General features: G+C 70.2%; 16 protein-coding genes. 7 read left to right on the forward strand and 9 right to left on the reverse strand.

Annotation, left to right across the window (positions count from 1 at the left end):
* Window positions 1-98: 98 nt before the first annotated feature.
* Genes ACN26Z_RS04790 through ACN26Z_RS04800 form a run of 3 tightly spaced genes read right to left on the reverse strand, consistent with a single transcriptional unit; the run spans window position 99 to window position 2,414 of the window.
* Complete coding sequence (locus tag ACN26Z_RS04790) at window positions 99-1,121, reverse strand: sporulation-delaying protein SdpB family protein (RefSeq protein WP_282240162.1); 1,023 nt, start codon at window positions 1,119-1,121, stop codon at window positions 99-101.
* The gene (locus ACN26Z_RS04795; RefSeq protein ID WP_282240161.1) at window positions 1,115-1,684 is read right to left on the reverse strand and encodes an SdpA family antimicrobial peptide system protein; all 570 of its coding nucleotides are present in this window, start codon (window positions 1,682-1,684) and stop codon (window positions 1,115-1,117) included. Before ACN26Z_RS04795 ends, ACN26Z_RS04790 begins: the two co-directional genes overlap by 7 nt.
* A gap of 58 nt (window positions 1,685-1,742) precedes the next feature.
* On the reverse strand, window positions 1,743-2,414 hold the full coding sequence (locus ACN26Z_RS04800; protein ID WP_421460020.1) for a hypothetical protein: 672 nt from the start codon (window positions 2,412-2,414) through the stop codon (window positions 1,743-1,745).
* 139 nt (window positions 2,415-2,553) lie between these two features.
* Here ACN26Z_RS04800 and ACN26Z_RS04805 point away from each other — a divergent pair, with 139 nt between their 5' ends.
* Entirely contained in the window at window positions 2,554-5,244 is a 2,691-nt protein-coding gene (locus ACN26Z_RS04805; RefSeq protein ID WP_421460022.1) for a LuxR C-terminal-related transcriptional regulator, read from the forward strand.
* A 57-nt stretch (window positions 5,245-5,301) separates the two neighbouring features.
* Here ACN26Z_RS04805 and ACN26Z_RS04810 read toward each other — a convergent pair whose 3' ends face one another.
* The 4 genes from ACN26Z_RS04810 to ACN26Z_RS04825 form a co-directional block, all read right to left on the reverse strand.
* Window positions 5,302-6,600 (reverse strand): NAD(P)/FAD-dependent oxidoreductase, encoded by a 1,299-nt coding sequence (locus ACN26Z_RS04810; protein WP_421460025.1) that lies wholly within the window; start codon window positions 6,598-6,600, stop codon window positions 5,302-5,304.
* 84 nt (window positions 6,601-6,684) lie between these two features.
* Entirely contained in the window at window positions 6,685-7,092 is a 408-nt protein-coding gene (locus ACN26Z_RS04815) for a four-helix bundle copper-binding protein (protein WP_421460026.1), read from the reverse strand.
* 183 nt (window positions 7,093-7,275) lie between these two features.
* Window positions 7,276-8,286: a Brp/Blh family beta-carotene 15,15'-dioxygenase gene (locus ACN26Z_RS04820; protein WP_421460027.1), complete on the reverse strand. Its 1,011-nt coding sequence runs from the start codon at window positions 8,284-8,286 to the stop codon at window positions 7,276-7,278.
* A complete protein-coding gene (locus ACN26Z_RS04825) occupies window positions 8,283-8,978 on the reverse strand; it encodes a bacteriorhodopsin (RefSeq protein ID WP_421460028.1) in 696 nt (231 codons plus the stop codon). The genes ACN26Z_RS04820 and ACN26Z_RS04825 overlap by 4 nt, the downstream gene beginning before the upstream one ends.
* Window positions 8,979-9,152: 174 nt before the next feature.
* Between ACN26Z_RS04825 and ACN26Z_RS04830 the strand changes: the two genes are divergently transcribed.
* Window positions 9,153-9,980: a bacteriorhodopsin gene (locus ACN26Z_RS04830; protein WP_282240154.1), complete on the forward strand. Its 828-nt coding sequence runs from the start codon at window positions 9,153-9,155 to the stop codon at window positions 9,978-9,980.
* 101 nt (window positions 9,981-10,081) lie between these two features.
* Here the strand turns inward: ACN26Z_RS04830 and ACN26Z_RS04835 are convergent, their stop codons facing one another.
* A complete protein-coding gene (locus ACN26Z_RS04835; RefSeq protein ID WP_421460030.1) occupies window positions 10,082-15,652 on the reverse strand; it encodes a fibronectin type III domain-containing protein in 5,571 nt (1,856 codons plus the stop codon).
* A 123-nt stretch (window positions 15,653-15,775) separates the two neighbouring features.
* On the opposite strand from ACN26Z_RS04835, the gene ACN26Z_RS04840 reads away from it, so the two are divergent.
* Window positions 15,776-16,747 (forward strand): helix-turn-helix domain-containing protein, encoded by a 972-nt coding sequence (locus ACN26Z_RS04840; protein WP_421460031.1) that lies wholly within the window; start codon window positions 15,776-15,778, stop codon window positions 16,745-16,747.
* Window positions 16,748-16,808: 61 nt separating this feature from the next.
* On the opposite strand, the gene ACN26Z_RS04845 is transcribed toward ACN26Z_RS04840, so the two are convergent.
* Window positions 16,809-17,696 (reverse strand): LysR family transcriptional regulator, encoded by an 888-nt coding sequence (locus ACN26Z_RS04845; protein WP_093408428.1) that lies wholly within the window; start codon window positions 17,694-17,696, stop codon window positions 16,809-16,811.
* A 189-nt stretch (window positions 17,697-17,885) separates the two neighbouring features.
* Between ACN26Z_RS04845 and ACN26Z_RS04850 the strand changes: the two genes are divergently transcribed.
* From ACN26Z_RS04850 to ACN26Z_RS04865, 4 genes are all read left to right on the forward strand, one after another.
* A complete protein-coding gene (locus tag ACN26Z_RS04850; RefSeq protein WP_421460033.1) occupies window positions 17,886-18,686 on the forward strand; it encodes a GNAT family N-acetyltransferase in 801 nt (266 codons plus the stop codon).
* 211 nt (window positions 18,687-18,897) lie between these two features.
* On the forward strand, window positions 18,898-19,332 hold the full coding sequence (locus ACN26Z_RS04855) for a hypothetical protein (RefSeq protein WP_210941493.1): 435 nt from the start codon (window positions 18,898-18,900) through the stop codon (window positions 19,330-19,332).
* A complete protein-coding gene (locus ACN26Z_RS04860) occupies window positions 19,329-20,270 on the forward strand; it encodes an ATP-binding cassette domain-containing protein (RefSeq protein ID WP_282240149.1) in 942 nt (313 codons plus the stop codon). The genes ACN26Z_RS04855 and ACN26Z_RS04860 overlap by 4 nt, the downstream gene beginning before the upstream one ends.
* On the forward strand, window positions 20,267-21,016 hold the full coding sequence (locus tag ACN26Z_RS04865) for an ABC transporter permease (protein ID WP_093408418.1): 750 nt from the start codon (window positions 20,267-20,269) through the stop codon (window positions 21,014-21,016). The genes ACN26Z_RS04860 and ACN26Z_RS04865 overlap by 4 nt, the downstream gene beginning before the upstream one ends.
* The last annotated feature ends 411 nt before the right edge of the window (window positions 21,017-21,427 follow it).

Raw genomic sequence — 21,427 nt, forward strand, 5'->3', positions numbered from 1 at the left:
CGGCAGTCGATGTGTCCGGCAGCGATGCAGCCGGCGCATCGGTGCGGGCGATCCGGCAGCGGACCCGGGCTCGCCCTCGTCGTACGGACACCGCGTGTTCAGTGCGACAGTTGGCCCGCCAGCACCGGTTCGTCCTTCTTCGGCCGCTCGGTGGGCTCCGCAACCGCGCCCGGGGCACCCTCGCCCGGCTCCTGGGCACCTCGACGACCGACCAGTTCCCGGACTGCCCGCCAGGAGCCGGGCAGGTTCGCCCCCATCGGCACGAGCAACAGCACCTGGGCGGCCATCATGGCCAGCGAGAAGCTCCACAACCCCATCAGCACCGCGATGCCGACGTGCAGCAGCACACCGAACGGCAGCAGCCACCACCGTACGGCCGGACGCAGCAGCAGGCTGACGGCCAGGGCGAACTCGATCGCCAGCGGAGTCCAGGTCAGCAGGGCGACCGACACCGGCTGGTTCACCAGGGCGTCCGTCACCGGTTGCAACCAGCCGGGGGAGCCGAAGCTGTGATGGTTGAGCCAGTAGTACATCACCGTGCCGTCGGCCCACTCCGCCTTGCTGAGCTTGGCCACCGACGCCTGGAAGTAGATGCCGGCGACCTGGAGACGGATCGCGAAGAGCAGGACGACCGCCGTGGCGACCAGCACCATGCCCCGACCGCCGGGGCGCACCACCCGGTCCCCCGGGGGCGACGGCTGCCAGTGCCAGCGGCGGGGGTCGGCCAGCAGGACCGGTACCAGCAGCAGGGTGAGTACCTGGTTGACCTGCTCGCCGCCGTCCGGGATGGACACGCTGGTGCTCACGCTGAAGGCGATCCACCAGTGCGGCAGGGCGGTGAACCGGGGTCGCCACCCGCTCGCCACCACCAGCAGTACCGCGACACACGCCCACCGCACCAGGTCCGCGTGCTCCGGCCCGGCCAGACAGAAGGCGCCGATGTCGGACAGGCCGGTGCAGTGTGGTCCGGGTCCCCGGCCGAGAAGTGGCGTGAACAGCGTGTCGGCGTCAGTGAACACAAGTGTCGCGGCGGTCGCGGTGGCGAGCAGCGTACGGGCGAGCCCCAGCCAGGACCCCCAGGGCACCGCAACGGAAATGCTCGACGGGCGGCTGGTCAGCATGACACCTCCAAGCGAACGACGTGGGTGTACCGGAACTCGCCGGCGACCAGGTCCCGGTACGCCCACGGCACCGGCTCGGTACGGGCGATGACGACCGGGCCGCAGACCGAGGGTGTGTCGTCACCGCTGCGGACCGGTGTGGCCGACGTCGACATCGCCTCGACGAGGCAGGCAGCTGTCGGTTGCCGGCACTGCTGCCAGACCGATCCGGGGATCCGGGAAATCACCAGGGCCAGTTCGGTGGCCTGCGCGCGGGCCGACCGGTCGAGCCCGAAGGCGTACCGCGGCTCGGCGTACGCGTCGGTGGTGATGTCGTCCAACCGACCGTCGGGGCGGATCGCGTGCACGGAGAGGTCGGGGGAGCGGGGCGACTTGGTGAAGAACGCCCACCCCTGCGGCAGTAGCTTCCGGAACACCGGGGCGGCCTGCTGCTGGCCGGGCAGCGTGACCGCGTTGCCCGGTAGGAACGTCTGCAGGTCGAACAGGGCGACCAGGCCCACCAGCAGCCCGATCCAGAACACCGGGCGGCGGGATACGACCACCTGGTTCCGGTTGTCCGCCATGTCATCTCCTCACGGAAGAAGGGGCGCGGGTGGGCACGGAAGTCCCACCCGCACCGGTTCAGATGGTGCGCAGCTCGGTGGCGAACAGGGCCATGAGCCGTTCGGTCTCCAGGTCGCGGCCGCCCAGGGGCCGCTCCCGGCTGTCGAGGAGCGCCACCACGACGAGTACGGCGGCCACCGTGACCGCCACGGCCAGGGAAACCGCGACGGTTCCGACGTTCACCACCGCGATGGTGGTTTCCACCATGACCGCCGTGTCGGTGCCCTCTTCACCTTCATCGCTGAACAGGATCGGCCGATCTCCCAACGCCGCCTCCAACGCCGAGCCGGCTTCGGTAAGCGCGGTCTCGACCTGGTACGGATCGCCGCTGCGCATGCCGGTGGAGAAGCTGGCGAGCAGTCCGGGCCGGTCCGCCTCGGCCTCCTCGATCAGCCGGGTCACCGCCTGCACCGCCTCGGCAGACCGGTTCTTGCGCAGGTTCTCGGCGTCCATGAAGACGTACGGCAGGCGCTCCAGTTTCTGGCCCACCTCGCCCTGCAGGAAGAAGACACCACGCATCAGCGCCGCGCCGTCCGCCGTCGTACCCACGGTCGGCGTCGTCGCCGCGGTTGCCGGGGTCCGGTCCTCGGTCGGTCGGGCGCTGGCCACGCCCTGCCCCGCGAGCCCGGACACCACCAACGACATCACGAGCGCCGGCGCCATCAGTCGGCGCCATCGATTTCTGGGCACTCAGTTCTCCTCACCCTCGCCTGTGCTGGGAGTCCCGCCAGGCGGCGGGACCCGGCACATGTTCGCGGGCCGGTACCGACAGGAGCATTGGGGAAAGCCCTTACGTAGATCACCCGTCCGGATCACCTATCGTGAGCGAATGTCCATGTTGGTGGGTCGGGACGAGGAGTTCGCTGCGGTCCGCACCGGCCTGGCCGCGCTCGTGCCGAGGCAGCCGACGATCGTCGAGATCACCGGTGATCCCGGTGCCGGCAAGACCGCCTTCCTGACCCACCTGCTCCGTCAACTGCCGAGCGTGTTCCATGTCGACCTGGCCGCCCACCGCTGGACGCCCGCAGCTCTCGCCCGGCTCGGTCGGCTCAGTCGGGTCAGGCCCGTCGTCGCCGTCCTCGACGACGCCCACCGGGCCGAACCGGCGCTGGCCGCCCTGCGGCACCTGCTGGTCGACGCGCCACCCCCCGGACGGCTGGCGGTGCTCTGCGCCTACCGGCCGCGGCAGGCGCCCCGAGGCCTGCTCCGCCTGGTCACGGGCACCGGCGCGGGGATACGACAACTGGCCGTGCCACTGGGCGCGCTCCCCGAAGCGGCGGCGGAAGCGCTGCTTCCGCGCGTACTGCCGGCGACCCGGCGTGCGACGCTGGCGGCCGCCGGTGAACGACTGCCCGGTCTGCTCGCCGTCCTCGGCGCTCACCCGGAACTGGTCGACGCAGACGGCATCGTCGTGCTCGAACGGGTCGTGGAACTCGGCTCGTCCCGCTGCCTGGCAGGGCTCCTCGGCCCGGAGATCGACCTGGCGGACGAGCCGACCCGGCGGATCCTGCACACCGTGGCCGTGCTCGGCGAGGTGGCCGACCCTGGTTTGGTGGCAGAGGTCGGCCAGCTCCGGTGCACGGCGACCGTCGAGGCGCTGGACCAGCTGGTCCGCATGGATCTGCTCCGGTACGCGGCCGACGACATCATCCTGCGCCCGCGGCACGCCCTGGTCCGGGCTGCGGCCTACCAGGATGCGCCCGCCGGTTGGCGGGCCGGGGCGCACCTGCGGGCCGACGCGGCACTGCGCCAGCGCCGCGCCGACCCGCGTACCTGCGGTTGGCACCTGCTGCGGGCCGGCGCGACCGCCTCCCGGTTCGCCCGTGTCCATGAGATCGCCCGGGAGCTGGTGACCCTCGACCCGCCCTTGGCGGCCCGGCTGAGTCGCCTCGCGGTCACCCTGGCCCCGCCGGACGATCCGGTGGCGCTCGGTGACGCGCTGCTGACCAGGGCCCGGGCAACGGCCGCGTCCGGCGATCTCACCGATGCGCTCGGTCTTGCGCAGGCGTCACTCGACACGTTGCCTGGTCCCGACACCCGGCTCGCCGCGACTGTCCTGCGCGCCGAACTGGCAGACCGGCTCGGACCCAACGTCCCGGTGCGGGCCAGGCTGGCGCGGGAGCACACCACGACGGTGCGGCGGCTACGACCCCGGCTGTCCGTGGCGCAGGGCAGACTCGCCGCCAGGGACGGCCGGTGGGGCGAGCTGGGCCCGCTGGTCACCGAAATCCAGGCGGCGATCGGAGCGGAGACGGACCCACCGTTGGTGGCGGTGGCCCGGACCACCCTCGCCGCCCGCGCTGCCGCACATGGGTCCACCGACATAGCCGCCGACGAGTTGCGCGCCGCCGAGGCACTCGTCGACGCCATGTCGGATCGCGCACTCGCCGGCTGCCTCGATGTCCCCGAATGGCTGGCCTGGGTGCAGGGCGTCGTTCTGGAGAAGGCCGACGCCCTGCGCCACGTCACCCGGGCGGTGGCGCTGGCCCGGGAACACGGCCAGGCGCACGTGCTGCCCGGACTTCTCGCAGGTCAGGCGCGGATCGCCGCCGGCAGCGGTCGACTCGACGAAGCGATAAGTGTGGCGATCGAGGCGGAACGGGCCGGACGCTCGGTCGGTGCCCGGCAGGCGGTGACGATCGCGTTGACCTACCGGGCGATGGCGCTGCTCTGGCGCGCCGGCCCGCAGGCCGCCGCCCCGGTCGGTGAGGAAGCCGTTCAGGAGGCTCGGCACGAACCAGCGCTGCACGACACCGCGCTGGCGGTCCTGTCCCACATCCGGTTCGCCCAGGGCCGGCACACCGAGGCGCGACACCTGACCGGCACGCTGGTGCAGCCTGGCCGGGGACAGCCCCGCCGACGGGATCTTCAGCCCAAGTGGCTCGCCGGGCACGCCGAGTTTCTGGTCGCCGGTGGCCTGCTCGACGAGGCGTACGCCTGGTCCCAGCGGGCTGAGGCCGCCGCCGCCGCGCTCGGTCTGGAGATCCGGCGGGCCGAGGCACGCCTGGCCACCGCACAGGTGCTGCTCGCCCGCCGGGACCCCGTCGGCGCGCTGGCCGCCGCCCAGGACTCCATCCGACTCTTCACCGATCGGCAGGCCGACCTGTCGCTCGGGGAGGCCCACCTCGCAGTGGCCGGCTGTCTCGACGCCTTACGCGAATCCGGTGCCGCCCGGAATCACATTCACCTCGCCCGGGTGATCGCCGAACGCACGCCCTCCGCGTGGCTACGTCAGCAGGTGGTGAACGCCCAGCGCAGACACGGGGCCGGACAGCGGCGCTGGGCCGTGGTCACCGGACCCGATCTCACCCAGGCCGAGAGGCGGGTCGCCGCCCTGGTCGCCGAGGGCCTCACCAACCGCGCCGTCGCGATGCGGCTCTACGTGACCGAGCGGACCGTCGAGGCTCACCTGACCAGGGTGTACCGCAAGCTGGGGGTCAACTCGCGGGCCGCCCTGGCCGCTCTGCTTCGCGACGGGGGTGGGGCGGTGCCGCCGGGCGGCACCCCGGGGACCGGGTGACACCTGTCCCAGTCGACCGCCCGCCGACGTGACGAGCCACGGTGGCCGCAGGCGGCATCAGCGGCGAATCAGTTCCGGGGCCGCGGTGTCCAGCGGCACGGCGGCGCCAGGCACGAGGCTGAGTTGGACGCTTGGCCGTGAACCGACCGCGGCGAAGATCCAGTCGGCGGCGGTGCGGGCGCGGTTCGCGGGTAGCGACAGCAGGTGGTAGCCACGCGCCACGACTCGGGCCGGCAGGCCGGACAGCGGCACGTGCAAGGGATTCGCGGTGGCCTGCCAGCCGCCGAGGTCGACCACGAAGCCGAGGTCGCGGTGCCGGTACGGGCGAAGCCTGCCGACACCGTACGAGGCGGCGATGTTGTCGGCGGCGAGGCGGCCCTGCCGGACGGCGTGCTGGGCGGTCATCGGGGTGATCTCACCGGGGCGGGCGTGGTCGGGCACGGCGGCGGCGTCGCCGCAGGCGAGGATCTCGGGATGACCGGGCACGGCCAGGTGCTCGTCCACGGTGATCCGTCCCTTGGTGGTGGGCAGGCCGGTGGCCTCGACGAGTGGGTCGGGTCGTACGCCGACGCACCACACCAGGGTGCGAGACGCCACGAACCGGCCGTCGGAGAGATGGACCCCGTCGGCGGTGGCCTCGGTGACGGACGTACCCAGGCACACCTCGATCCCGCGCTGGCGCAGCACGCGCCCGGCGACGGCCGACATGCGTTCGGCGAGGCCGGGCAGGACCCGGTCGGCGGTGTCCAGCAGCAGCCAGCGCGGCCGGACCCCGTCGAGCCGCGGGTGACGGCGGACCATCTCGTCGGTGAAGAGTTGGCCCTGGGCGGCTACCTCGGTGCCGGTGTAGCCGGCGCCGACGACCACAAAGGTGCAGCGCGCCTCCCGCTCGGCCGGGTCGTCGGTGGCGTCGGCCATCTCAAGTTGCTGGATCAGCCGTTCCCGTAGGTGCAGCGCCTCGGGGATGCCGCGGAAGCCGTGAGCGTGGTCGGCGACGCCGGGGATCGGCAGCAGCTTGTTGACGCTGCCCGCGGCGAGGACCAGGCGGTGGTAGGGCAACCGGCCGGTGCGCCCCTCGGGGTCCACGTAGGAGACGGCGCGGCCGTCGACGTCGATGCCATCGACCTCGCCGAGCACCACCTGCACTCCGGGCAGGGTGTCGGCCAGCGGCACGGTGACCCGACGCGGGTCGAGCACCCCACCGGAAACCTCGGGCAGCAGCGGCAGGTAGAGGAAATAGTCGGTCGGGTTGACCAACACCACGTCGGCGGCGCCGCGCGAGATGCGGGTCAGGCGACGTGCGGCGTGAAAACCGGCGAATCCTGCGCCGATGATGACGATCCTGGGTCGGGCCATGACGGGTCCCCTCGACGGTCGGCTGTCGTTTCTCGTCCCGTTCAAGAGGTAACCCCGTGGTGCCGGGGGAAACGCCCGACCCCCTCAGTTGATGATGGCCAGCAGGTCGCGGCAGGCTCGCTCGCAGGCGCGACACGCGTCGGCGCAGATCCGGCAGTGCTCATGCTTCTCGGCATGCGCGGCGCACTCGTCCCCGCACGACGCGCAGGCCGTGACGCACGCCTCCAGCAGGGTGCGGCTGATGTTGGCGTCGTAGCCGGTGTGTCGGGAGAGCACCCGGGCGGTGGCCGCGCAGATGTCGGCGCAGTCCAGGTTCGTCCGGACGCACTTGGTCAATTCGGCGACCATGTCCTCGCTGAGGCAGGCGTCCGCGCACGCGGTGCAGGCCTGCGCGCAGTCATTGAGGGCATCGATCGTGGCCGCCAGCTTCGTCCGGTCCAGGTTGATCGACTTCGGGTACGTCTCCAGCATGGGCATCGTGGTGCTCGGCATCGGGCACTCCTCTCTGTCGGTTCCTGGTGGTGCTCGGATGAGCCGATCGCCGTGTCGACTGCCGTTTCGTCAACTTTCCCCGCTCGGCCGGTGCAAACCCTCGACGGGGTGAGCCAACTCCCGCGCCCGCCGGCGGTCGACGCCCCAATCCCGATGCGCGTCGAGTGACATCGTCTGCACTTCTCACCGGGCCGTCCGTACATCGAGCCGGGCGACCACTGCCGCGTGCGGCACGGTGAGCCCGGCGAGTACCGCGAAGACCAGCTGTAACGGGGCTTCCTGGTACGGACCTGCGGCCGCCGGGCTGAAGGTCGGCGATGCGTCGACACATACCAGGACGAGCAGGCCGGCGAAGGCGGCGATGGTGGGCAACGTCGCCTGCCGGGTGAACCGGCGGATCGGACCGCCCAGCCGTCCGGCCGCTAGGTGGTGGCGGTTGCCCGGGTCGGCGCGCAACAACCGGGCGACATGCCGGGCGGAGTGCCACATCGCGAAGTACCCGCCGAACGCCAGCGGCGGCGGCACCACCGCGAAGGCTGCGACGAGGGCCCCGAGCGTCGCCACATCCCCACCCCGGCGGGCGGCCAGGTCGCGGAGTCCGGTCACCAGGGCCGCCAGGAGTACGACGGACAAGGCGATCAGCCGTCCGGTCGGCGCGAACGCGGCTGAGGCGCCCGGGGCAACCGCGTCCAGCAGCGGGTCGACCGTACCGGGCCACAGCGCGATCGGCAGCACCACCGGCGGCCCGCCGTACGCCAGGACGGCGAGCACGGGACGGACCGGTGGCCGCCCGTCCCGCTCGGCGTGGTACGCCACGTCACCGGTGCCGAAGTGCAGCACCGCGAGGATCAGGAATCCGGTCAAGGCGGGGACGGGCGCCCAGAGGAACAGCGCAACCGTGGCGGTGGCCGTCAAGATGTACGCGAGCAGCAGCCCGACGGTGCGCCGCAGCGGCCGTGCCTTGGCGGAGATCCAGGCCGGTACCAGGTGATCGACGGCGCCGTGCGGAAGGCCGATCAGCAGGCCCACGAGCAGCGGGAGGGTTCCCGCCCAGGCCGCCACCCCCGGTAGCAGCAGGGCCAGACAGGTGAGCCCAGCCAGTGCGATCGGGCCCGAACGGCCGACCCGGCGCAGCAGCCAGTCGCCGGGTGGAGGGTGAACCGGCCGGACGACCTGACGGGAGGCTGGCGTCACGCGACGGTGAGCAGGCCGCGGTCGGACAGACGCCGCAGCAGAGCCAGGTCGACCGCGCTCCACACGACCTTGGACAGGATCGGCAGGACCACGAACAGGGCGGTGTCGGTGGTGTCCCCGAACAGCCCGAACCCGGACGGCCCCAGAATCCAGATCAGCGGGTAGCCGACCCAGAGCACGCTGAGCAGGAGCGCCACCTGCGTGAAGACCCTCGACATGGGGGCCGGTTGACGGGCTGCGGTGGCCCGCAGCGGCCCCCAGATCAGCCCGAAGACCACCAACAGGGCCACCACCCCGAGGAGATAGAGGCCGTATCGCCAGGTCGGGCTCTCCATGAGATCAGCCAGGAAACCGCTTGTGATCATGATGATGTCGGCGGCGACGAGCGCGCGTACCAGTCCCCAGCGCTTGTGCGGCAACGCGTGCATCGCGGTGAGCGAGAGGGCGATCAGCAGCAGCGGAGTGCTGACCACCCAGTCGGCGTACCTGGCCCAGCACGTCGTCTGATCGGCGACGTCGATTCGACCGCCGCCCACCGCCATGACCAGGTACCAGAATCCCGACCAGAGCGGAATAGCCGTGGCGATGGCGTACTCCACCGGCGGGATGCCCTTGGGATTGGCCCGCCAGTAGCGGAAGAGCACGACGCCGACCGCCATGGCGGCGACGTAGAACCACAGCCAGAACTCCACGGCAACTCCCTAGCCAATCCCGGCTCGCTGGATTGAGGGACCGTTCCCCAGATGTCAGCTTAGGATGGGTATAGACGTTTTTGGGTTACAAGGGGAAATAACCCCGATCGCGGAGACGGGGCACCACGTTCCGCTATCGGAGACGATCCCGGGCCGGAAGGGCGGGCCAGCGGCATGAACTTCGAAAACGAGTTCGGCTACAACGTCATCCAGTACACGCTGGTCTCGCACGTGCTGACCCTCGGCTACGCCGTCATGGCGGCCGGGCTCCTCTACTTCCTGCTGACCATGTCCGGTATTGCTCCGCGGTACCGGCTCGCCTCGGTGCTCTCAGCAGTGGTCATGATCTCCGCGTTCTTCGAACTCTGGGTGCTGTCACAGCGCTGGTCCGAGGCGTTCGCTTGGAACGGCAGCGCGTTCGTCAACACCGACACCCTCTTCTCAAACGGCTACCGGTACATGAACTGGTCCATCGACGTGCCGGTGCTGCTGATCCAGTTGCTGGTGGTGCTCGGTGTTACCGGCCGGCGCTTCCACCGCACGTGGGCGCTGTTCGTCGCCGCCGGCCTGGCGATGATCTACACGGGCTATGCGGGCCAGTTCTACGAGGTGGACAGGTCCTGGCCGTTCTGGATCTGGGGCCTGGTCAGCACCGTCTTCTTCCTGTTCCTGCTCGCCCTGGTCGCCCGCCTCATCTTCGGCAACCTGGGCCGGCTGCCCCGCGCCGCCCGCGGGCCGGCCCGGTCCGTGTGGTGGCTGATCCTCGTCTCCTGGATGCTCTATCCGGGGGCATATCTCATGCCGGCGATGTGGGAATCCGCCGACGGGGTGGTGGCCCGGCAGATCACCTACACACTGGCCGACATCACCTCGAAAGTGATCTACGGAGTGCTGATCGGGGTGATCGCCCGGAAGGTCAGCGTCGCCGAGAACTGCCAGGCCGCTATCGAGGAGGACGTGGCCCAGCCGCGCGGCGGCCTGACCTCCGCCACGGCCAGCTGAGGGCTTCGCCGGTCGCGGCGCACGTACGAGGCCGAGCCGGACGTGGGTCAGGCAAAATACGCAATGCCGGATGCAGAGCCTTACCAGGCAGGCTTCTGTCGTCAGAAGCACGGCGTCCCCTTGATGAAAGGGATGATGCCTGACGACGGGTAGCGGGCGAATCTGCCATGGATTCCTCCGCTGTAGGTGATGTCCCCGACGCCCCAGACCTGCACCCGGTACTTGCGTTGCGGGTTCTTCTTGTAGTGAAAGGTCAGGCTGCCGCTGGTCGGGCCGCCCGTGGGATATGCCAACGTCCGGTGCATGACGGTGTAGTTCTCGGTGCAGTCGATGACGAGGTACCAGAAGATGCCGGACAGCAACCGCTTGTCGTTGTTCATGCGCCAGTAGCCGTCGACCTGGATGTAGTCGCCGGTGCGGGTGCCGCGGACACCGGCGGTGACGTCGAACCGCTGGATGGGGTCGAACTTCCCCAAACTGGCGAAGATCCAGCTGCTGGTGATCTCGGCGGTCCGGGTGGTGCCGTCGGCCCACTGGGGCAACGCGGTGACGATGTTCGTCGACGCGCTCTCCCCAGCGGCGTTGATCGCCGTGACCTTGAAGTTGTAGTAGTGGCCGTTGCCGAGGTATCCGACGGTCATCGACCTCTTGTTCAGCGGGTACGGCAGCTTCTCCCACCAGCCGTTGAGCGTGGCGTCGCGCACGTAGACGTGGTAGTACACGTCCGGGGTCGGGCTGGCCGACCAGCTCAGCTTGACCGAACTGTCCCCGGCGACCGCGCGCAGGTTGGACGGCGGTTTCGGGAACGGCGGCATCGGCCGGGCGGTGTCGGTGTTCGACGGCGAACTGGTCCCGGCCAGGTTCGTCGACCGCACCCGGAACTCGTACGTGGTGCCGTTGTTCAGGTACTTCACGGTGAACGAGCAGCAGGTGCTCACCGGATAAGGCAGGCGGATCCACGAGCCGCCGACCTTGCGGTACTCGATCCAGTAGTAGACGTTGGCCGTGGAACTCCGCGTCCAGGTCAACTTCACCGCGCCGTTGCCCGCGTTGCTCGCGTTGAGGTTCGACGGCGGTTGCGGGAACGGCGGCAGCGGTCGGGCCGAGTCGGTGTTGGACGGGCTGCTGTCGCCGGCCACGTTTGTCGCCCGCACCCGGAACTCGTACGTGGTGCCGTTGTTCAGCAGGTTCACGGCGAACGAGCAGCAGGTGTCGACCGGATACGGCAGGCGTTTCCACGAGCCGCCGGACTTGCGGTACTCGATCAGGTAGTACACCCGGGGGGTGGGGCTGGCCGACCAGGTGAGGGAGACCTTGCCGTTTCCGGCGGTGGCCCGCAGGCTGGTCGGCGGCTTCGGGAAGACCGGCATCGGCGTCGCACCGGCCACGTTGGAAGGATCACTTTCGCCTGCGGCACTGGTGGCGGCGACTCGGTACTCGTACCGCTCTGCGTTGGTCAGGTACTCGGCGGTGAACGTGCAGCAGCCGTCGACCGGGTACGGCATCTTCCGCCAGGACTGGTTGCGAGAGGCGTTGCGGTGGTAGACGACGTACATGACGCCAGCGGTCGGACTGGCCGTCCAGTTGAGCCGGACGAAGCTGTCCCCGGCTGTCGCCTTGAGGTTGCTCGGTGGTTGGGGGGCGATGCCGATGGCGGTGGCCCGGGAGGTCGCCGAGGCAGGCCCTTCCCCCGCCACGTTTGTGGCGCTCACCTTGAACTCGTAGACATGGGTGTTGACCAGGTACTGCCAGGTCGCCTCGGTCAGCTCCGTCGGGTACGGCGACTTGCGGAAGGTGGTCTCGCCCGCGGTCACGTCCCGCCAGTACACCCAGTAGAGGACGTTCGGGCCGGGCGCGTCCCAGGTCAGCCGGATCTGCAGACTGCCGGACGGCACGGTCCGTAGGTTCGTCGGTGCCGTCGGCCGCGCCACCGTGCTCCGGGCCTGCACCGGCGCCGACGCCGTGCCCTCGCCGGAAAGGTTCTCGGCGGTCACCTTGAACTCGTACGTGTGCAGGTGGGTGAGGTATTCCCAGGTGGCGGTGGTCTTGTCGGTGGGGACCTCGGATCGTTTGAAGGTGGTCTCCCCTGCGGTGACGTCCCGCCAGTAGATTCGGTAGTAGAGGTTCGGGCCGGGCGCGTCCCAGGTCAGGGTGATGTCGCCGGTGGACAGCGGCCGGAGGGTCAGGTTCGTCGGCTGGCCGGGCAGCGGTGGCATGGGTTTGGCCCGGGCCACGTTGCTGGGCAGGCTCTCGGAACCCCGCGTCGCGGTCACCTTGTACTCGTACTCGTGGCCGTTGGCGAGGTACTGCGCCGGCATGGTGCAGCATTCGGAGATCGGTATCGGGAGCTGCTCCCACTCCTCGTTCTCGGTAGCGTCGCGCTGGTAGACCCAGTACCAGACATCCTCGGTGGCGGACGGGTCCCAGGTGAGGGTGGTCATGCCGTCGCCGGGTGTGACGCGCAGGTTCGTCGGGGCGGCCGGCGCGTCGAAGTACGCGGTCGCGGTGGCCGGTGCCGATGTCGGCCCCTCACCGCCACGGTTGGTCGCGCTGACCTTGAACTCGTACGTGTGGCCGTGGGTGAGGAAGCCCGCTTCCATCGAGCAGCACTCGGTGAGCGGCAGCGGCAGCTTGGTGAACTCCTGCTCGTCAATCGTGGTGTCGCGTTGGTAGACCCAGTACCAGACGTCCGACTGCGGCTCGGTCCAGGTCAGCTCGATGGTGCCGTTGCCCTGGGCGGTGGCGGTCAACCCGCCGGGTGCGGGCGGCGCCGCGATTGTCGACGTCGCGGTGGCCGGCTCCGATGGAGGGCTGACCGCCATGCTGTTCACCGCGACCACGGAGAACTCGTAGGTGTGCCCGGGCACGAGGTGGTCGGCGACCGCGCTGGTGCCGCTCCAGATCGTCGGTTGCCGTTCCACCGGATCGCGCTGCCCGGCGGTCACGTCCCGCTGCGAGACCCGGTATCTGATCCCGTCGCCGTCGACCGGCTCCCAGGCCAGGTTGATGGTGCCGTCGTCGGCCGGGGTGGCGGTGAGGCCGGTGGGCGTATCGTCCAGCGGCGGCGCCACCCGCAACAACCGATTGGGGGAACCGACGCCGGGATCGCGGATCACGCCCGGCTCGGCCAGGCCGAGAAGCGCGGCGGACACCTGCTCGGGCCGGTAGTTCTTGTGTGCCTGCAGCACCAGCGCCGCCGCACCGGCGACGTGCGGTGTCGCCATCGAGGTGCCACCCGATACGCGGGATGAGGTGTCGTCCATGTTGCTGGCCGAGGTGATGCCGACGCCCGGCGCGAAGATGTCGACGCACGACCCGTGGTTACTGCGCGGGGCGCGCTTGTCGTCCTGGTCGGTGGCCGCCACGGTGATGACGTCTGTCAGGGCGGCCGGCACCTCCGTGCACGCGTCCACGTCGGCGTTGCCGGCGGCGGCGACCACGGTGATGCCCTTGTCGATCGCATCCTGCACTGCTTTGCCGAGCCGGTCCCGGTCCCGCGAGCGGGTAGCCACGCTGAGGCTGATGTTCATCACTGCGGGCAGGGCGGCGTGCTGGGTGATCCAGTTGACGCCCCCGGTCATCCTTGCGGCGGTCGTGGCCATCTGGCAACCGATCTGCACGTCGATGATGTGCGCCTTCTTCGCCACTCCGTAGCTCTTTCCACCGGCCGTGCCTGCCACGTGGGTGCCGTGCGCGCCGCACATTTCCACGTTGCGGGAGCGCTTTTCACCTCCCACGTCGGCCCGGCCACCGAAGTCGGTGTGGGTGGTCCGCACACTGTTGTCGAGGATGTACACGTGGACGCCCTCACCCATGGACGGAAAGACGAACCTGCCGTCCAGGGCGCCATCGATGCGGTCCAGGCCCCAGGAGGGTGGGTTTTCCTGGACGCCACCGCTGTCCGACGCCGAGACATCGCCGTCGTCGTCCAAGCTGACCGTGCGGTCCTCCTCGACCGCCTCGACGGCCGGGTCGGCGGCGAGTTCGCGCGCCCTCGCGTCGGTCAGGTCGGTGACCGAGAAGCCGCCGAGGGCCGCGCCGAAGACCCCGTCGAGGCTGCCGCCGTATCGAGCGACCAGGCGGGTTGCGATCTCCCGGATGCCGTACTCGCCGCTGGCCGCGCCGTCGCGCAGGTCGACGAGGTAGCTACCGGCCACGGCGGTGCCGTCCGGGGCCGGCAGGAATTCCCCCTGCTGGGTGGGCCCGCCGCGCGCGGTGGCCGACACCACGGTCGTCGGGGCGCTCTCGCCGTTGCCGTTCACCGCCGAGACGGCGTACTCGTACAGGTGCCCGTCCACCAAGCCGGCGTCGGTGAAGGACGGCGCCGCGACCTGGCCGGGCAGCCGGACCGGGTGGCTCTGCCCGTACGACAGGTCCCGCCGGTGGATGCGGTAGCCGGTGGCACCCGGCGAGGCGGTCCAGGTGAGCTGAACGTTGCGCTGTTCGTCGGCGGTGGCGGACAGCTCGGTCGGCGTCGGGGGCAGGGTCGCAGGGTCCGGCGCCGGCCGTGGCCAGGTGACCTCCACGAACCGGGGTCGGTAGAGGCGGGCGTCCGCCTGGTTGTCGGCGTTCGCCAGGCTGTTGACGTTGTACGACACGAGCAGCTTGCCCGGGCGCGCCAACTCGGGGTGCAGTCGGGCGTCGTACACGATGATCTCTTTGCCCGGCTGCGGTTCGGGCGCCCGGAAGAGGTGCACGGGTCCGCTGAAGGGGCCGGTCGGCGCCGGCGCGGTGTAGGCGACGGTGTCCGGGTTGAACACGAGGTTGCCGTCGACGGTGACCAGGACGTACTGGTTTCCGATCTTCTGCACGCCGAAGGCGGTGGTGGTGCCGGCCATCAGCCGGGTGGCCTCCGACTCCTCGGCCGACCAGCCGTCGCCGGTCCAGAACTGCCACGGCCCGGCCAGCTCGCCGGCCGGCACCTTGGCGAGGTAGATCGGCTTCACCGGCCCCGAGTCGTTGACCAGCCGGGTGCCGTAGATGTAGGTGGTGTCGCCGTCCTCCAGGATGGCCGAGCCCCAGGCGATCCGGTCGGCCACCGGGAGCGGGGTGAGCGAGCGCAGGGTCAGTTCGGGCAGGTCGAACGAGGCGAGGGCGGTGCCGGTCAACTTCAGGTCGAGGGGATTCGGGCCGGAACGCAGGTAGTGGTTGTAGAGCACCTTGAGGGTGGAGTCCTCGACCGTGCCGTCACCGACCCAGTAGCCGGCGCTCGTGGGATCCCCGTCCCGCTCGGCGCCGACCAGGGACATCGGTTCGTCGACGCTGCCGCCGGTCAGCGTCTCGGAGAGCGTGGCGTCGTCCTGCACGACGATCGAATTGTGGATCATCGGCTGGAAGTCGGGACGTGATCCGTCGGGGTTGACCGAGCCGACGAAGGTGTCCGAGAACAGCCACACCATCCGGCCGTCGGGCAGCTTGACCGAGGCGGTGCTGTCGCCTCCGTTCCACCTGCCGCTGGTGTCTCCGTACGTGCGGAAGGCGTCGTTGAGTTGGGCCGCGGACATCCCGCCCGCAGGGATCTCGGCCTTCGCCACAGCGCCCGGCGCCAGCAGAATCGCCACCGTCACGAGCATCGCGACGGCGGCTCGCCGAGCCTTCGCCGCGAACATCACCTGGTTGTTGAGCGATACGCCCATCGAATACTCGCTGCGGTCGGTCGTCACGCTCGCCATCCACGAATAATGTGCCATCGATATGTGGAGCGGGGTGAAGGATCTGGACATCGAACGCAAGAATGTGGACAGTCACCCAGCGTCACCGGGGGCCGCGCGGCGGGTGCGGTAGGGAGGTCTGCGATGCCGGTCGAGGAACCGAGCGTGGCGATGCTGGCTTACCCGGGCGCGGGCAGCTTCGACTACGTCACGGTCAACGAGATCTTCGGCGTGGACTATGCGCACCGGTTCGGATCGTGGTACCGGACCAGGACGTGCGCCATCGAACCGGGGCAGATCGAGCTGGACGGTGGGATCACCGTGTCCGCCCCGTACGGGCTGGCCGAGGCGGAGGCCGCTGACCTCCTCGTCGTGCCGGGTTGGACGAGGGAACATGAGGTGCCACCCCGGCCGCTGCTGACCTCCCTGCTGCGGGCGCACGGGCGCGGGGCCCGCATCATGTCGATCTGCACGGGGGCGTTCATCCTCGGCCACGCCGGCCTTCTCGACCATCGACACGTCACCACCCACTGGACGACCGCACCGCTGCTGGCCTCGCTCTTCCCCGCCGCGACCGTGGATCCGCGGGCGCTGTTCATCGACGACACCGGCGTCCTTACCGCCGCCGGTATGTCCGCCGGTATCGACCTCGCCCTGCACGTGGTACGCGGGGACTACGGCGCGGACGTGGCTGCCGCGCTCGCCCGCAGGCTGGTGCTCTCCGGCTACCGCAGCGGCGGACAGGCCCAGTTCGTCGATTCGCCGCTCAGCCCCGATCCCGACGATCCGCTGCCGGAGTTGTTGGACTGGATGCGCGGCCACCTGGACCAGCCATGGTCGCTGCGATCGCTCGGCGAACGGGTGCACATGAGTCCGCGGACGCTGGCGCGGCACTTCCATCGGCTGACCGGAATGAGCCCACACCAGTGGCTCACCCGGGAGCGGGTGCTCGCCGCCCAGCGCATGCTGGAGGCCAGCGACGAGCCGATCGCACGGATCGCCACGCGGACCGGGATCGGGTCTACCGCCAACCTGCGGCACACCTTCCGGCGGGAACTCGGCACCTCACCCCAGGCGTACCGTGCCACGTTCCGTGCCCGCCGGACACCGCGATGAACGTGTGGATGGTCTTCGCGGATGTGTGCGGGGTGTGCACTCCAGCCGGTGCCCGGCCCGGCTACGTCGTTTGCTGCGCCTTCGTGACGACTTGAACGAAGGCGCGTACCAGGGCATTCTCTCCGCCTTTGCGCCACACCGGCGCGTAGTGCAGCACCGGTCCGTCGGTGATGGGCAGGAAGGTGATGTCGCCTCGTTGCCGGGTGGCTCCCACGTCCGATCCGATCGGGGATACGACGCTGCCGCCGGCGATCGCTTGGAAGGCCTCCTCGAGGGTGACGATGCCCAGTCCGCGCCGGACGGGCCGCCCAGCCGGGGTGGTGGACGGGGTGTGCGCCTCCCACACGTAGTCCGGAATGGGTCCCTCGGGGTAGACCACCGGATGATCGCCGAGATCCTCCAGCTCGACGCTGCCCCGGCCGGCCAGCGGATGACCGGCGGCCACCGCCAGCACCAGCTTCTCGCGGTGCAGGACCGGCCCGACCGTGAGGTCGGGCTCGCGGATCGGCAGCCAGAGAATCCCGATGTCGACCGTACCGGCCCGCAGCGGCCCGAGCGGGTCGGTCGGCAGGATCTCGCGCAGGCGCAGCTCGCACTGCGGGTGCCGCTGCCGGAACAGGTCGAGGGTGGACTCGACCGACTGGTACTGGGTGGCCATCGTGCCGATGGTCAGCGTGCCGGCCTGGCCGCGGGCGGTGGCGGTGGCCTCCTCGATGCCGGAGATGATCTCGCTATAGCCGGCGCGGAGACGGTCGCGCAGCCGTTCGCCGAGCGGGGTGAGCCGAACGGCGCGGCTCGTACGCTCGAACAGGCCCCCGCCGATCCGGCGTTCCTGCTGTTTGATCGACTGACTGACCCGCGATTGGGACACGTGCAGACGCTCGGCCGTGCGACCGAAGTGAAGCTCTTCGGTCAGCGTCAGGAAGATCTCGATGTCGCGCAGCTCCACCAGACGGCCCTACCTTCGATCACTGCGGCCTGGGATTGGGCAGTCTACGGCCCCGCCGAGAACGGGCGGCACGAGCGTGGCTCGGACCACCGGCCGTCGCGGGGTCGTCGTCGATCGATCACCGCTGGCTAATGCGGCGATGCGATCTTCTGCGTTGTTCGGCCGGGGCGGCCGGGCGATGGTGAACGCATGAGCGAAAGCGTGATCGACATCGTGGCGGCGCCGGATCATCTCGGCATCCCACGCTGGCACGCTGTGACGTCGCCCGGTTCGGTGGCCGGGGTCGCCGAACTGCGGCCGGTCATGCCGTTCGAGTACGAACTGCCACCGCAGACCGCCCCGCAGCCGGGCACCCTCGAGCTGAACCTGTACGTACAGCCGCAGTGGCGTCGTCGAGGGATCGGATCGCGGCTGCTGGCCGCCGTCGGCGCACACGCCGTGGGCCAGCGGTTGATCGTGGAGACCGCCCCGGATTCCGCCGCGCAGTCGTTCTGTGAGCGGCACGGATTTCGGCGCACCGGATCCGGGAGCCATGATCTGCTCAGCTACTGCGATGTCCACCATGCCTGGCTGGGTGAGTTGGTCGATGTCGAGCACCCCGGATACCGACTGCGTCACTGGACCGGGGATCCGTGCGGCGCGACCAGCGTCGAGCAACTGCTCCGGCATCCGAGCGGGCCCGGTGCCGCGGTGGTGAGCGCCGCCGAGGCGGACGGCGGGGTGGCCGCCTATGTCGTGGCGATGACGGGCGCACTGCCGCAGGTCCGCGCCCGCCAGTACGGCCCTGCCGTGCTCGTCGGTGATCGCGGCCAGCGGCTGGGGCTGTGGGTGAACGCCGCTCTGCTCACCCGACTACGCGAGATCCATCCACACCTCGAGGAGATCGAGACCCGCACCGCCGACGAGGACTCCGACCTGGTCGCCCTGCGTCGACACCTGGGCTTCCGCCCATTAGGGCGGCGTCTCCGCTACGAACTCACCCTGCCGTAACCGGCGGCCCTGACTCCGATCCAGTGGCACGTCCGGGCCGACCCGTGCCCAAAGAATAGAGGTTTGTCATGAAAGATCCTGTCCGCCCTCGGACGTGGGCCGCCCCGGTCGGGAGCCGGGACCCGCCCAGTGATCCGGGGTCGTCACCCGGCGGTCGCCACCTGCCCGCGTCAACGTCAACGTCAACGTCAACGTCAAGGAGTTCACCACCGTGCCCGTCAACCTCTCCACCCAGGACAAACTCACGCTTCGCACGGCCGCGTACGGTGCGGTCGCACTGCTGTCGGCCGCCGGAGCCGCCGGCGGCTCGCCGCACAAGATCGCCACCGATGGGTCCATCGCCCTGGCCTCGGCAACCGGCCTGGTCGGGCACGTGCTTGCGGAGAAGTCCACGGGCGTCGACCTGAACGGCAGGTCGGTGGCCGAGCTTGCCGACCGCGTGCTGCCCGCCCTGACCGAGGCGATGCGCCTGCTCGCCGAGCAGGCTCCGGCCGAGGCCGACAACTTCCGCCGCACCGTCGTCGTCGCCCTCGACGCCGCCGTCCGTACCCGTCAGGGCGCACCCGGTCCAACCGTCGCCGAGATGACCAACAAGATCACCGCGGCGCTCGACGCCGCCGCGGTAACCCCGGAGGTGACCACGTGACGATCCCGGCGATCTCGGTCTCGGGCCTGCGCAAGGCGTACAAGGACAAGACCGTCCTCGACGGCGTCGACTTCGACGTCCACGCCGGCACGGTGTTCTGTCTGCTCGGCCCCAACGGCGCGGGCAAGACGACGACGGTGAACGTGCTGACCACCCTGGTCCAGGCCGACGGCGGCACGGTCCGGGTCGCCGGCCACGACCTTGCCACCGACGCCAAGGCGGTCCGCGCGGCCATCGGCGTCACCGGCCAGTTCGCGGCCGTCGACGAACTACTGACCGGACGCGAGAACCTCCAGCTGATGGTGGACCTCAACCGGAGGGTCGCCGGCGGCGGCGCGCGAATCGTCACGGACCTGCTGGACCGGTTCGAGCTGACCGCCTCGGCGGACAAGCCGACCTCCACCTACTCCGGGGGCATGCGTCGCAAGCTCGACCTGGCGATGACGCTGGTCGGCGATCCGCGCATCATCTTCCTCGACGAGCCGACGACGGGCCTGGACCCGCGCAGCCGCCGCACCATGTGGTCGATCGTGCGTGACCTGGTCGCCGACGGCGCGACCATCTTCCTCACCACGCAGTACCTGGAGGAGGCCGACCAACTCGCCGACCGCCTCGCGGTGCTCGACCAGGGCCGCCTGGTCGCCCAGGGCACGCCGGAAGAGCTCAAACGCCTCATCCCCGGAACACACGTACGGCTGCGGTTCTCCACCGCCGCCGAACTCGACGCCGCCGCGGGGATCTTCCCCGAGGCCACCCGAGACGACGACGCGCTGGCCCTGCGGGTTCCCGCCGACGGCGGCACGAAGTCACTGCGGGCCCTGCTGGACCGGCTCGACGAGCACTCCCTCAGCGCCGAGGAATGCTCCGTGCGCACCCCGGACCTCGACGACGTTTTCCTCGCCCTGACCGGCCACGCCACGGAGGTCGACACGAAATGAGCGCCCAGTCCCATTCGCTGGTCATGCTGCGCCGCAACCTCAAACACCTCACCCGGAACCCGACCTCGGTGTTCAACGCCGTCCTGATGCCGATCATCATCATGCTGATGTTCGTCTACATGTTCGGCGACGCCTTCAGCGTCGGCATGGACTACATCGACTACGCGACGCCGGGCCTGATCCTGCTGGCCGTCTGCTACGGGCTGGGAGCCACCGCGACAGCGGTGAACTCCGACATGACCAAGGGCATCATCAACCGGTTCAAGGCCATGGACGTCTCCCGCGGCGCGGTGCTGACCGGCCACGTCGTCACCAGCGTGCTGACCAACGTGATCGCCATCGCGGCGCTCGTCGGAGTGGCCTTCCTGCTGGGGTTCAGCCCGGAGGCGGGCCTGACCGACTGGCTCGCCGTGGGTGGTGTCGTCGTGCTGCTCGCCTTCGCGGCGGGCTGGTTCACTGTCGCGCTGGGACTCTCGGCGAAATCGCCGGAGACGGCGGGCATGGCCGCCGTGCCGCTGGTCATGCTGCCGTTCTTCAGCAGCGCGATCGTCCCGGCGGAGAAGATGGGGCCGGGCCTGCGACAGTTCGCCGAGTACCAGCCGTTCACGCCGATCATCGAGACCGTGCGCGGCCTGCTCGACAGCGCGCCCGACACCACCGACGCGGCCGTCGCCGTCGCCTGGTGCGTGGCGATCGCCCTCGTCGGCTACCTGTGGGCGCGTTCCGCCTTCACGAAGCGAGCGTGACCCGGGCCGGTGTGGGGCGTTGCGGCGCCGTCTCGGTGAACGTGATCCGACGAGGCGGCGCCGCAACGAATCGAGAGCCCTTCCGCTCGGCACCCGGCCGTCGCGGCCGAACGCCGGATGGGAGCACTCGTCGCCCATGCCGACGTCCGCTACCCGATGCCCGGTGCCGGCCACCACGCCTTGGCCGGCACCTTCGCACCCGACCTCACCCTGCACACCGACCGGGGCATCACGGCACGTCGCCTGGGCCGCGACGCTCGACGAACCCACCGCCACCGCCGAGGCCACGTTGCGAGAAGGGCTCTCCCGCTGGTTCGGCACACCTGCAAAGCACAGGGGAGGCTCCAGGAGTCCGGCGGCCTGGACGGCGTAGCCGCCGGCCAGGGCGAAGCCGTATCGTTCGGCTGCCCC

Origin of the sequence: Verrucosispora sp. WMMD703 (genome assembly GCF_049178935.1) — a bacterium.
Taxonomy (GTDB): domain Bacteria; phylum Actinomycetota; class Actinomycetes; order Mycobacteriales; family Micromonosporaceae; genus Micromonospora; species Micromonospora sediminimaris.

Coding starts and splice junctions, on each gene's coding strand:
- ACN26Z_RS04790 (WP_282240162.1), bottom strand. CDS start 1,121: ATGCTGACCAGCCGCCCGTCGAGCATTTCCGTTGCGGTGCCCTGGGGG.
- ACN26Z_RS04795 (WP_282240161.1), bottom strand. CDS start 1,684: ATGGCGGACAACCGGAACCAGGTGGTCGTATCCCGCCGCCCGGTGTTC.
- ACN26Z_RS04805 (WP_421460022.1), top strand. CDS start 2,554: ATGTCCATGTTGGTGGGTCGGGACGAGGAGTTCGCTGCGGTCCGCACC.
- ACN26Z_RS04810 (WP_421460025.1), bottom strand. CDS start 6,600: ATGGCCCGACCCAGGATCGTCATCATCGGCGCAGGATTCGCCGGTTTT.
- ACN26Z_RS04815 (WP_421460026.1), bottom strand. CDS start 7,092: ATGCCGAGCACCACGATGCCCATGCTGGAGACGTACCCGAAGTCGATC.
- ACN26Z_RS04830 (WP_282240154.1), top strand. CDS start 9,153: ATGAACTTCGAAAACGAGTTCGGCTACAACGTCATCCAGTACACGCTG.
- ACN26Z_RS04835 (WP_421460030.1), bottom strand. CDS start 15,652: ATGGCGAGCGTGACGACCGACCGCAGCGAGTATTCGATGGGCGTATCG.
- ACN26Z_RS04840 (WP_421460031.1), top strand. CDS start 15,776: ATGCCGGTCGAGGAACCGAGCGTGGCGATGCTGGCTTACCCGGGCGCG.
- ACN26Z_RS04850 (WP_421460033.1), top strand. CDS start 17,886: ATGAGCGAAAGCGTGATCGACATCGTGGCGGCGCCGGATCATCTCGGC.
- ACN26Z_RS04865 (WP_093408418.1), top strand. CDS start 20,267: ATGAGCGCCCAGTCCCATTCGCTGGTCATGCTGCGCCGCAACCTCAAA.